The following is a 12,316-nucleotide window of genomic DNA, read 5'->3' on the forward strand; positions in this document are numbered from 1 at the left end:
AGATTGGTTGTAGAGATATGTCTCTTAATAAGGAAGATTATTACCGCATTCATTTAGATAAAATTCAATAACCGCTTGAAATAAAGAAATAAATTTAAAGGAGTTTATTTTTATTCATATAGGGAATGGATACATAAAAGAGCCCGATGTCATTAGTTTTAATTTATTATATAAAAAAAGCCCCCACATGAAGCTTATCTTCATGCAAGGACCCTTGGGATTAAATATTTATTGTACGCGGCGTACTGTTCCGCTGAATTCTCCGCCCCAGTAGCTTCCTGGTGACATATCAGCAACAGCAACTCCTGTACTGCTTTGTGAACCGATAAATTTATTTCCGCCAAGATAAATACCAACATGGCCATTCGTTCCATTTGTATTGAAGAATACTAAATCTCCAGGCTGCATATTACTTGCAGATACAGATGTACCTGTATTAACTAATGCACCTGTGTAAGACGGAATGGAATATCCAGCTTGAGCGAATGCCCAAGATACAAATCCGGAGCAATCAAAACCAGTGCTAGGGCTTTTCCCTCCCCAAACATACGTGTTTTGGTGTGTTTGGCTCTGTGCAGCACTAAGTACTCCACTGATTCCAGAACCAGTTGATGGTGCAGGCTCTTCTGCTTTTTCTTCTTTAGGTTCTGATTTATTTTGATCAGAATTGCTGGAACTACTGTTAGATCCACTATTAGAGCTTGTATTAGAACTTGATTCATTTGAGCTCGCAGTGTTACTGCTGCTTCCTGAATTGTTATTGCTGCTGCTATTATTACTGCTGTTACTATTGTTATTGCTACTGTTATTATTACTGCTTTCGCTATTTGAAGAAGTTTCTTCTTGGTCTTCATTGGAAGAAGTTTCTTGCTGTTCTGGTTCACTTGCTTCTTCTTCAGCTTCATTTGCAGATTCAGTTTCAGTTTCCTCTTCAACCTCTGCTTCTGCTTCTTCATTGCTGCTTTCATCACTAGAACCTACGCTGACACTTGCTACCAATGTTTCTGGCGCCGGAGCAGTTGCTACTTCCAAACGATCAGCTACATCCTGCTCGATAGCCGCCAAGCGGGAATCTTCAATTTCTAAATCATCAATAAGTGCTGTTAATTCTGCTTCTTTATCTTTTAAAGAAGTTTCTTTATCCTCTGCAGCATCTTTTTGATCTGTAATTGTATTATTGATTCCTGTTAAATCTGTTTTTAATTGCGTTAATTCATCCAGTTTTGATTCAACTGTTTCCTGTTTATCTGCTACTTCCTGTTTATCAGCTTCCTGCTGTTCAAGTAAAGCTAAATCTGAATCTGTAATTTTATTTACTGCAGAAACACGGCTTACAAAATCGCTGAAATCCTGTGCTCCGAACAATACTTCAATATAGCTGATATCTCCGCCATTTTGTTGTAAAGCAACTGCGCGTTCTTTCAGAATATCCGTACGTTTTTCGATTGCTTCTTCTAATTCTTCGATGGCAGCTTCCAACTCACTGACTTCATCTTCCGTAGTTGAAATATCTTCTTCTGTTTCATCTAATTTCTGTTCATTTTGTTGTAGAGCAGAATTTAAATCATCAATTTCTTTCTGTAAATCTTGTAAATCTACTAAAACATCTGCTACTTCATTTTCAGCATCTGATAGATTAGATTGAACAGAATCACGATCATCCTGTACTTCAGTCTGTCTGTTTTCCAGGTCTTCTACTGATTCTGCTTTTACCGGCCCTGCAAAAAATACACTGCTCAAACCTACTACGGAAGCCGCAGTCAATGTCATTACTGTCTTTTTCAACTTCTATTCCCCGCTTTCAAATTTTGCACCGCAAATATATTATCTATGTATTTGAGTTCCCGAACATTTGCGATTAGTTTTTTATATTAATATTTTTTATATTCTTCTTCTAATTTGTAACTTTGTAAAGCTTAACATAAGAAAATGTCATGCATATTATAGAATTATTACATTTATGTTTCAATAACGACAAAAGTCTTTCAAAATCGTCATAGAATATGCAAGAACACCCATCTGACAATGTTTTTCATTTTAGTAGATTTGTATGGCGCTCCCCAATAAATATACCTAATCTAATTTTTTTCGTCATTTAATTTACGCAATAATGATACAATACAATATAATAAATGAAAATATCTTATTAAATTTATTTGTTACAAATTATTTAACATGAGGAAAAGTAGGGATTGACGTGAAGGTTCAAACTATCATTGGAAATAGAGTGATTAAAACGGGGATTGCTGTATTTTTCACAGCGCTTATTTGTAAATGGTTCAATTTTCCGCCGACATTTGCCGTTATTACAGCTATTGTTACAATTGAACCAACTGTGACAGATTCTATTAAGAAAGGACTTGTCCGTTTTCCTGCCTCGGCGATTGGCGCTGCCTATGCCGTTATATTTCTGGCTATATTCGGTAATTCACCGCTTACTTATATGTTAGCTGCAATACTTACTATTTTCACTTGCTTTCGATTAAACCTTCATGCCGGGTTACTGGTAGCAACTTTAACAGCAATTGCAATGATTGAATTAGTGGACGACAGCTATTTTCTTAGCTTTCTTATTCGCCTGGCAACAACAACAATATGATTGTCTGTCTCCACACTGGTAAATATGTTTGTTTTCCCGCCAAATTACCATCGTTCGATTGATAAACAGATCGTACCTATCCGCAAGCAATTAAGTAATCATATGAAACGATGTTATTATGAAATAATTTTCACAAAAACACCGTTAGATTTTGGTGTAAATGAAAAAGTGGGCAGTGTATACAAAGAGCTTGAAAGAGTAGAGTTACTTTCACTCTACCAAAAGAAGGATTTGAAATTTCATCATATTTTAGAAAAACGCGAGGATGAATTAACACAGTTAAGACAGCAGATTCATTATCTGCGAATGATTCAATATCATGTTACTAATATAGCAGAGCAGCCTACAATGAAATTTGAATGGGATGCACTGAAACAAAAGCACGCTTTTGAAGCAGTATGTTATTTTGCAAATGTGCTGGCTGGCAAAATCGACTTTGAGAAAGAAGAATGGATTGCTAAACGCAGGCAGCTCAATCAGCTATTTCAAGAAATGCTACAGTCCAATCAAATGAGCAGTACAGAAAAATTGCCGATAGAATTAGTTGCTATTTATGAGTTGATTTCTATTGTGGAAATAATAGAAGATTATTTCTCATTGAATGAATAATTTATGAAAAAGAAACAAAGCTATCTGAAAAACTTTGTTTCTTTTTCTAATGCTTTACCCATAGATAAAGAGCATAATAACGTTTCTACTCTCTGTCTAATTCTTCTTTTATCATCGCTGTTTCCTTATCTGACATTCCAGTTATATTTTTTACAAATAAATTATCCATCCCTTGTTCAAATAAGTTACGTGCAACGACTTTTCCATAACGGATAACTACTTTCGCCGCTTCCCGGTTAGCAAGCACCGCATTTTCTTCTGCTTTTATTCTTTTCTCTCTCTCCTCTATCAGTTTAATTTTTTGCTGTTCATATTGATTTTTCATTTGATTATAATTCTTCTCTGCAACCGCTGCTCTTTCTTCTGCTTCCTGTCTTTTTTCTTCTGATTTTTCTATCTCTTTTAAAAAATACTGTTCTTTCATATGTCGATGCCTGTCCTGATAGATCAACTGATTTTTTTCCGTATTGCTGATATCTCCCCAGAATTTCATAGCGATATCTAAATCTTTATCAACCATTGCCAGTTTCTCCAGTTCTTTATAGATATTTAGATGAAAATAATTATTACCTTCATCCACCGCAGCTAAGAGCAATAACCATCTCGCCAAAGTATCTTCCTCCAGATTTAACTTTCCTTGTTTCCAGCTGCGAATCAGTTTAGGTATCTCAATAAATTGACTTTCCTGCAGATTGGTCAGCGGGATGTTTTTATCTTTATCCGACAATCTGAATACACTATGGAATTCATCACTTTCATGGAATATTTCAAAATTCATGATGCTTATGGTTATCACGGATTGCTGGCTGGCAAAATCTGAACCGGCTTCAAATTGCCGGCGGTACATTTTCGACCAAAAATATAAAGATTGATTTTCCGGGGCATCTTGATCCGGGAAAAGTATTTCTACAAAAACCGCTTCTTTATCTTCTGTCTCAACAAACAATGATAAAGAAGTGTTCTCACCTTCGTCGGCTGCATTCTTTTTTTGAAATTCAAGATTCTGGATTTGTGCTCTGTCGGAATTGGTAAAAAAAGCATTTAAAAAGGCTATCATAATCTTCTTATTGCGCTCATCACCAAACAGCAATTTAAAGGCATAATCAATTTTTAAGTCCATCAGCCGATTTGGACCGTTTTTAGGAATAGCATTTTTGTACACTTCGCCATTTTCACATACCTGAGGGAATAATAGTGTTGCGTTGCGAGGATAAATCATGGAAACACATCCTTATATTTTAGTAGAGGACTTACCAAGAAGAGGTTCTAAATACAGTTAACCAAACGTACGTTCTTTTGTCAACAAAAAATTAAAAAAACTGCAGGAACAGTACATTCCTACAGTTTTTCTTTCTTTCTTTTCCTGATATACCAGGTAATGAAAATGAATATTCCTGCAATGATAAAGGTATAGACAACATTAGAATAGATATCCATAAAAGCTGCTACACGATGCCAATTCTCTCCCAAAACGGTTCCAATACCGATGAGAATACTGTTCCAAATAATAGAACCGGCTGCTGTTAATAGCATAAACATCCCGAAGTTCATTCTTGCCATCCCTGCTGGAATAGAGATTAAGCTTCTCAGCAGCGGCACCATCCGGCAAAAAAATACGGTCCAATAGCCATACTTTCCAAACCATTCATCTGCCTTATAAATATCTGTTTTTTTCAAACGCAATAGATGCCCGTACCGGTCAACAATTTTCTCCAGCCGCTCCACATCGAGTATCATTCCAATACAATATAAAAGCATTGCGCCAATCAGCGCTCCTAATGTGGCTGCTGTTAATACTCCGGTATAGGTTAATGTACTGCCGATCGTCATAAATCCTCCAAAAGGCAGGATAATTTCAGATGGTATCGGCGGAAATAAATTCTCTAACGTCATCATTAGAAAAATTCCCAAATAACCAAATTGCTCCATCATGGCTGTAACCCATTGTCCCATAATATCCTCCATTTACGCTTGTCCTCTTTATTAAGGTATATTCTATCATGCTGCAGCCTATGATTTTTATTTCATTTTGAAAACAAGTGTTAAGAATTTAAGGGATGGCAGCTTCTATTTGGTCTGGTCCATTATTTCTGCCAGCTGACGGTAAGAATATTCTCTTGCTTTATACGTTGGCGCCATCGTGAGCACCATTATTTCATCACATTGATATGCTTCCTGCAGTTCCGTGAGTTTTTCTTGTACAAGGGCTTTATCTCCAATAATTTGTTTATCGGCAAATTTCGCTTGCTCTTCCTGATCTGTCTGGGGTGACGGGTCCTGCTCTTCCCTTCTGCGCTTTGCTTCTTCTGCTAATTCCAAAGCTTCCTTTTCTGTTTCCGCACAAAGAACAGATACCGCAACGATAGCGGAGGGATTCTCAGCTTGTCTCCGGTAGCCGGCCATGATTTCCGGTCCATTATCAGCGCCCATAAAGTGACCAAAAACATAAGGCAGTTTTTTAGTTACGGCCAGCTGGGCGCTCCGCTGGCTTGTCCCCAACAGCCAAGGTACAGGCTGAACAGGAGGTACAGGGGTGGCGGTCACACGTGAATAAAGATGCTCCGGCGAAAAGTCATCCTGAAGGAAATGAAGCAATTCATCTATATAATCCGGCATTGCTTTCACCTTTTCTAAAAAATTTCCAGCAAGGGCAATAGAAGCTTCTGCGGAACCGCCCGGCGCCCGGCCGATTCCTAAATCTACCCGGTTCGGATACAATGCAGCCAGCATCCGGTAGCGCTCAGCAATATTAAACGGCCGGTAATTCGGCAATAGCACTGCTCCTGAACCGATTCGGATTCTTTCTGTTCTGCTGCCGATAATCCCCAGCAAAATATCCGGGGCAGGACTTGCTAATCCTTGCATATCATGATGCTCCGCAGCCCAGTAACGTTCATATCCTAATTGGTCGGCCAGAACTGCCAGATCAACACTGGCTTCCAGTGCCTGCTTTGCATCCGCATCTGCAAATAATGGCGATTGATCCAAGATACTTAATTTCATTCTTCATGCTCCCCTTTCTGCTTTAATTGATCTACCAGGTTTTCCGCTGCTCTGCGGTAAAAATTACTCATCCCTGTCAGGCTGGTAATCAGTAATACTTGTTTTAGGTATTCATCATCTACGATATCTTTGTCCAATTCTGACTCAAATATTTCTTCCTGGCTCTTCATATGTTCTTCAAAACCTGCCGCGTTTCTATCCATTAACTGAATGTAATTGGTATAAAAATTTGCCAGGTCAAAATCTTCATCCTGCACTCTCTGATTCATCTCTTCAAATGTTTTCCCGATATCCTTTATAGATAACACACTTTTCATTTGATAAATCATACTAATCAGCAGCAAATGCTCTTTCGAATATTTTTTATTATTGATAGGGAAGAATAACTTAGCCTTCGCATAATTATTAATCATGGTTTTCGTTAACACTTTATCTTCTTCATACCGTTTGGAAGAAGCAAATTTACTTTCAAAAAGCTGAATAACCTGATCCATATATAAATCTAAATCGGGTATTTCTTCCGATTTCAACTGGTTCTCTAAATGAAGTCCTTCTAATTGCTTTTGTATATCCACGAAATGACCTCTCTCTCATAGTATAAAGATAGTAAGCAAAGCAAGAAATTTAATTATTTATCGTTCAGCTATCTACTTTTCATTATAGACGTAATTCGTTAAATTTCAAACATTGACTACTTGATGAAACAGGTATATAGTTATTACATAGTATTTGAAACTACATAATGGATTGGAGATGTTTTTTTGAATAAATTTATTCGGGAACCAATGAATGCTTTTACTCATTTTATTGGGATTGTTTTATCTATCGTCGGACTGATATTACTTGTTGTCAAAGCAGCACGGGTCGGAACGCCATTAGACGTCGGTGCTGTCGCAGCTTTTGGTATTAGTTTAATTCTATTATATACTGCTTCAACGGTTTATCATTCTGTGATTGCCGGTCCAAAAACGATTGCTTTTTTGAGAAGAATGGATCATTCCATGATTTATGTACTGATTGCCGGCACGTATATTCCACTCTGCCTGATTGCGCTTGAAGGAACCATTGGCTGGGTACTATTCTGGGTAGTTACGGGATTGGCAGTCCTTGGCGTTCTATTTAAATTAATATGGTTTCATTCCCCGAGATGGCTGTCTACCCTTCTCTATGTCTTAATGGGGTGGATTGCCATATTCTATACAGGCCCGCTTGCTCCAATTATCGGGACTGGCGGAATAACCTGCTTAATTGTGGGAGGAATATTTTATACGATTGGGGCATTTATTTACTGGTTGAAGCCAGAGTTTCTGCGTTCCCGCTATTTCGGCTTCCATGAGATATTTCATATTTTTATCCTGCTCGGCAGTATTTCACACTTCTTGTGTATTTATCTGTACGTCATTTAAATAGGCTAAAACCTCGAATTCATTCTTGGAGAATTCGAGGTTTTTTACGAGTTTATTCGAATATATTTATTCAAGTACTCTTACTTTATAATACAACTTCTACTTTACTATTTTCGTAACCATTTTAATTAATTCCTGCTGATAACTCTTTATATCAAAGCTTTCACTTTGCAGCAGCATACTCTCACTTGCAGCGCCATTTATCAGTATCGCCGTTGCTTTTGGATTAAAGTCAGCTGAAAAAATACGCTTCTCCTGTCCTTCTGACAAAATGGTTTCTAATCGCAGGTAAAGCGGATCTTCTTCCTCTTCATTCAATTTATAGTAAGGAATATTTTCCTCCGTCCGGGCGTTAAAGATGATTTCAACTAGCGCTACATTATTTTCAACGTATTCATTTTGGTACGTGAGCGTTGCTTTTATATAAACCAGCAGCTGCTCAAAGATATCTGTCTCCCGCTTTACCCGTTCTTCAATAAATTCGAGCTGGGCGCCAATTAAGTAATTTAAGGTATGCTGGATCAGCTCTTCTTTATCGGCAAAATGATAGGAAATCAACCCCGTGCTGATTTTCGCTTGTTTTGCTATTTTAGCAAGACTTAATTTCACATAGCCAATATCATTCAACACATCAATCGTCGCTTTTAAAATTTGTTCTCTCCGTGCTTCGGAGATAAATGTTTTTTCCTTTGTCACTTCATATCACCCTCTTATCATTCGGACATACTGCCGCTTGTCCTCATCACGAATCACAGCTCCCTCGGCCGCTAAATCCTGCCGCAGCACCGCTGCTTCTTTTACATCATCTTCCTTCAGCGCCTTTTCTCTCGCAGCAAGCAGGCTGTTCACAGAAGCAGGAAAATCAGGATGCTCCGGAATCCAGCGCTGGTAATCTGCTTGATAAGGATCCTGAGACTTCCAGGAAAAATAGTGTTCCAAAAAAGCGGATTCTATTTTCGGCTGCTTTACATCTGTTTGCGACCGATACAGCTCCTCCCCTTTTTGACCTAAAACGACAATATCCTTTCTATCCATATAAATTGCTGAAATATCATTTTTTTGCAAGGTAACTTCTTGATCATACCTTTTCATTGTAACTTTTTGATCTGCAATCGTCATTTTTAATGATTCACTAAAGGCATACAGCGCAAAGAGGATTCCAGCAATCAAGCCGACAATTCCCCCGATAATCGACACCCAGGAGCTATTCCAGGATATAATCCATTCAAAGAACGGACCAAATGGTATAAATGGAATTTTGATCAGCCAGCTCGAAATAATTTGAATAAACCAGCCAATAATCGCTCCAAGAAGCGGACCGCCTATAATAATAATCGCTTTATCTATTTTTGATAAACCAAGTACGGTTTCATTTTGCATATTTTATATTCTCCTCTGGATATAGTTTATAAATGTATTTTGATTAATTAATCAAATTTTAACACAAATGATTAAATTCCACTAGTCAAGAGAAAACAAACCGTATTTTAAAAGAGAATAAAAGCATAAATTAATTTCAGCCATAAATGAAAATGTTTTAATTCACTTAAACCGGGAAAACACTTGATAGAACAAACATTAATAGAAAGGATGATTATTCATGAGAAATACACAATATCAGCCAGCAAAAAAGAGAGACATTGCTGACGCTCAAGAGGTCCATTACTCTAAAGAATTTAAGCAGGCAGATATTGCTGGCGGCTATCGGAAACCTCGTGTTAATGAGGCAAAATCCGAGAACCCTAAATTAAAACAATAACTAGTTACTTTTTTGACAATATAATATAAAGTTTTTAAAAGGAGCTATGACACAATCAGTTACTGATTATGCCGCAGCTCCTTGTTTTTTATCTTAAACTCTGAATTCTTGCACAGCCTTCATGCACCACTATATTTTCGCGAGAATGATAAAGAAAAACCAGAATACCGCTTGGTCTTTAAATCACCGGTGTCCTCGCCGAAGCGATGTCCGCTGCGGGAAGTCGCTTTCCGCGGGCAACGCTTCAGTCTCCTCGGAAGAAAACCGCTTCCTGCGGGGCCTTCACCTGTTGCTTTCCCCGCAGGAGTCGACTTCCCTTCGCTCCCATCTAAGAAGAAATATGTTTTATTTGCTTTTTTACAAGGAAATAACGCAAATTCTAGCGGAGGAAAAATACAGAGACTCCTATGGGAAAGCGCAATGGTCTTCGGTGGGGCGAGTAATCGCAAAAGCTCTTCGATGGGACGAGTAATCGCAGTCCCAGTCCCAGTGGGAAGACCCCGCAGAAAAAAGTGAACTTCTTTTTTTCTACCCGCGGGGCATAAGTGCGACTATGCTTCTGTCTGCGCCTGCCAGCTTGCCAATCAGCAAGTCTTCTTTAAAGGAGATGAGCTCGGGGCCCATAGAAAACGTAGTATTTTTCCGTAGCGGCTATATTCAGCATTTTTTATATGCTTTCTTACTTCTTTGAAAAAAACAATATTCACGATGAGGTTGATCTTTTCTTCATTCTTCCTATCAATTCATTATTATAACTGCCAAAAAGCTGTCTTTTGTGTTGAACAAAAGACAGCTTCCTGCTTCTTAACGTCTATTAGCAATAGTGATTTTCCGCATAAACGGAAAACCTATCAAGTAAAACACAATACCGATGAAAAACATGCTTACAAAGGTCATTATAGTCACATCAGAGAACAGATTGACAACGGCATCCACCAGCCAGCCTTCAAAAGCACCATATAGGGTAACAACCATCAGGACTCCTAACACAGTTCCTCCGCCAGCTAATCCCGTCCGGTAAAATAATAATGCAATGAAATACAATACAGCCATAATCAGGAACATGACAAGGGCATCCACGACAATCCTCATAATCCAGTTATCTGTCAAAAACATAGCCGGATGAACATAAATATAGTTTGTCACACCAACTGCCTGGAATAACCATTCTGTTACCTGCTGCAGCGTGCTTCCTATAAAAGCTATCGCCAAGGAGTATGCAAACATAAAATACAGCTGCATGACATACATGTTTTTACGGGTAGCTCCCATTTTTAATCCAAACGGAACATTGCCTTTCACTAATTGAAATCCGACAATACCAACGTTAAAGTATGTGGCAAACGGGATGGCGAAATACATTTTAAATTCATCGATTCCCAGTAATAAATAACAAATAATAGCTGATGCAATGATGATACCTGTTAATATCGAAAAAAATATTTTAGCGGTTCGAACCACATCAACCGTATAATAATAAAACATGCCTTTTATTTGATTGTTCATGGATTATGCCCCTTTCTTCTTTTCTGTTAAATGAATCATCAGCTCTTGCACCGGCACACCTTCCACTTCCAGACCGGCTTCCTCTGCTTCTTTCCTGCTGCCGAAAGCATATGCCATAGAGCTGCCGGCTAAATCTGTACGCTGGATAATATCCTTATCTGTTAAAAAGGCATCCACTTTGTCCTTTGGTCCAGAAACAGCGACTGTCTTTGCCCGCAATTCTTCCGAGCTTTCCTGGAGCACGACAGCACCATTTTTAAGAATAATAACCTCTTCAAACATTAAACTGACTTCATCAATCAAATGCGTAGAAAAAATGATTGTCCGGGGATTTTCCTGATAATCATCCAATAGGATGTCATAAAACATTTTACGGGAAGGAGCATCCATACCGATATAGGGCTCATCAAATACAGTGATAGGTGCTCTGCTTGCCAGACCGGTTGTAATTCCTAACGCAGACTCCATTCCTTTCGATAACGTTTTTACTTTTGCAGATTGCTTCAAATTAAACGTCTCTAATAATTCTTCCGCCATTTCCTGGTCCCAGTTTGGGTAAAAATAAGCAAAAATCTTCAATACTTGCTTTATCTTTAACTCTGGACTGAAATTATTCGCTTCTTTGATCAAACAGATGGATTCTGTGAGCCGCTGATTTTCAAATGGATTCTCTCCATCAATGGTGATATCTCCCGAAGATGCTAACATTTGACCACTTAAAATATCCATGAAAGTCGTCTTACCTGCTCCATTTCTTCCAAGCAGACCATAGATTTTATTTCCTTCCAAAGTAAAGGAAACTTGATTCAAAGCATGATTATCCCCATAGATTTTACTTAATTGATTCACTTTAATTTCCATGTGCCTCATCCTCTCGATTAAGCATATTAATTAGTTCCTGTCTATCCATTTCCAGCTTCTCCGCTTCCCTTTTCATTGGAAGCAGGTAATTCTCATAAAATGTCTGCTTTCTTTTTTCAATCACAATGCCTTTCGCTTCCTCTGTCACAAACATGCCAACGCCCCGTTTCTTGATTAAAATACCTTCCAGGACAAGCTCATTGATTCCCTTGCCTGCTGTAGCCGGATTAATCTGATAAAATTTCGCAAATTCGTTAGTGGAAGGCGCCCGCTCTCCGCCATTCAATGAGCCATCAATAATGGAATCTTCAATTTGTTCTTTTATCTGCAGGAAAATCGGTTTGTTCTCATCTAATTCTTTTTTCATTAGCCTCATCCCTTAATTGGTTAATTACTTATGTAACTAACCCTATAACATATTCAGTATAAAGTCAACTTGTTATTTAAAAATAATCTACTTATATTCGTGGTGAAACCTTATGTACAAAGGGGTTTACGTACTTTTATTTTGAATCGTACAGCTTTTATTAGAGAGGTCTATTTTTCACGCAAAAAAATAAGACCAGGTAAGGT

Annotated in this window: 14 protein-coding genes; 4 read left to right on the plus strand and 10 right to left on the minus strand. The window is 38.0% G+C overall.

The window, feature by feature from the left end:
* Positions 1-228: 228 nt before the first annotated feature.
* Positions 229-1,785 carry an NlpC/P60 family protein gene (locus MKY65_RS17585; protein WP_339179089.1) on the minus strand — a complete coding sequence of 519 codons (1,557 nt, stop codon included), beginning with the start codon at positions 1,783-1,785 and terminating at the stop codon, positions 229-231.
* A 412-nt stretch (positions 1,786-2,197) separates the two neighbouring features.
* Between MKY65_RS17585 and MKY65_RS17590 the strand changes: the two genes are divergently transcribed.
* Together MKY65_RS17590 and MKY65_RS17595 are read left to right on the plus strand one after the other, a co-directional pair.
* Positions 2,198-2,599 carry an aromatic acid exporter family protein gene (locus tag MKY65_RS17590; RefSeq protein WP_339179091.1) on the plus strand — a complete coding sequence of 134 codons (402 nt, stop codon included), beginning with the start codon at positions 2,198-2,200 and terminating at the stop codon, positions 2,597-2,599.
* Positions 2,600-3,208 (plus strand): hypothetical protein, encoded by a 609-nt coding sequence (locus MKY65_RS17595; RefSeq protein ID WP_339179092.1) that lies wholly within the window; start codon positions 2,600-2,602, stop codon positions 3,206-3,208. It begins immediately after the preceding gene.
* An 85-nt stretch (positions 3,209-3,293) separates the two neighbouring features.
* Here MKY65_RS17595 and MKY65_RS17600 read toward each other — a convergent pair whose 3' ends face one another.
* From MKY65_RS17600 to MKY65_RS17615, 4 genes are all read right to left on the minus strand, one after another.
* The gene (locus tag MKY65_RS17600; RefSeq protein WP_339179094.1) at positions 3,294-4,427 is read right to left on the minus strand and encodes an Rpn family recombination-promoting nuclease/putative transposase; all 1,134 of its coding nucleotides are present in this window, start codon (positions 4,425-4,427) and stop codon (positions 3,294-3,296) included.
* 119 nt (positions 4,428-4,546) lie between these two features.
* A complete protein-coding gene (locus MKY65_RS17605; protein WP_339185292.1) occupies positions 4,547-5,161 on the minus strand; it encodes a DedA family protein in 615 nt (204 codons plus the stop codon).
* A gap of 114 nt (positions 5,162-5,275) precedes the next feature.
* Positions 5,276-6,211, minus strand: a complete 936-nt coding sequence (locus MKY65_RS17610; protein ID WP_339179096.1) for an MsnO8 family LLM class oxidoreductase — start codon at positions 6,209-6,211, stop codon at positions 5,276-5,278.
* Complete coding sequence (locus MKY65_RS17615; protein WP_339179097.1) at positions 6,208-6,786, minus strand: DUF1836 domain-containing protein; 579 nt, start codon at positions 6,784-6,786, stop codon at positions 6,208-6,210. The genes MKY65_RS17610 and MKY65_RS17615 overlap by 4 nt, the downstream gene beginning before the upstream one ends.
* A 186-nt stretch (positions 6,787-6,972) precedes the next feature.
* Here MKY65_RS17615 and MKY65_RS17620 point away from each other — a divergent pair, with 186 nt between their 5' ends.
* Entirely contained in the window at positions 6,973-7,617 is a 645-nt protein-coding gene (locus MKY65_RS17620; protein WP_339179100.1) for a hemolysin III family protein, read from the plus strand.
* 99 nt (positions 7,618-7,716) lie between these two features.
* Here the strand turns inward: MKY65_RS17620 and MKY65_RS17625 are convergent, their stop codons facing one another.
* Positions 7,717-8,313 carry a TetR/AcrR family transcriptional regulator gene (locus MKY65_RS17625; protein ID WP_339179103.1) on the minus strand — a complete coding sequence of 199 codons (597 nt, stop codon included), beginning with the start codon at positions 8,311-8,313 and terminating at the stop codon, positions 7,717-7,719.
* Between the two features lie 6 nt (positions 8,314-8,319).
* On the minus strand, positions 8,320-8,997 hold the full coding sequence (locus MKY65_RS17630) for a hypothetical protein (RefSeq protein ID WP_339179106.1): 678 nt from the start codon (positions 8,995-8,997) through the stop codon (positions 8,320-8,322).
* Between the two features lie 220 nt (positions 8,998-9,217).
* Between MKY65_RS17630 and MKY65_RS17635 the strand changes: the two genes are divergently transcribed.
* Positions 9,218-9,376, plus strand: a complete 159-nt coding sequence (locus tag MKY65_RS17635; protein WP_139089027.1) for a YfhE family protein — start codon at positions 9,218-9,220, stop codon at positions 9,374-9,376.
* An 804-nt stretch (positions 9,377-10,180) separates the two neighbouring features.
* Here MKY65_RS17635 and MKY65_RS17640 read toward each other — a convergent pair.
* From MKY65_RS17640 to MKY65_RS17650, 3 genes are read right to left on the minus strand one after another with little or no spacing between them, the layout of a single operon-like run.
* Entirely contained in the window at positions 10,181-10,882 is a 702-nt protein-coding gene (locus tag MKY65_RS17640) for a hypothetical protein (RefSeq protein WP_339179108.1), read from the minus strand.
* Between the two features lie 3 nt (positions 10,883-10,885).
* Positions 10,886-11,743, minus strand: a complete 858-nt coding sequence (locus MKY65_RS17645) for an ABC transporter ATP-binding protein (RefSeq protein WP_339179109.1) — start codon at positions 11,741-11,743, stop codon at positions 10,886-10,888.
* Positions 11,733-12,110, minus strand: coding sequence for a GntR family transcriptional regulator (locus tag MKY65_RS17650; RefSeq protein WP_339179111.1), 378 nt, complete (start codon positions 12,108-12,110; stop codon positions 11,733-11,735). Before MKY65_RS17650 ends, MKY65_RS17645 begins: the two co-directional genes overlap by 11 nt.
* Positions 12,111-12,316: the final 206 nt, after the last annotated feature.

Origin of the sequence: Oceanobacillus sp. FSL W7-1293 (assembly GCF_037969815.1) — a bacterium.
In the GTDB taxonomy this organism is placed as follows: domain Bacteria; phylum Bacillota; class Bacilli; order Bacillales; family Amphibacillaceae; genus Oceanobacillus; species Oceanobacillus oncorhynchi.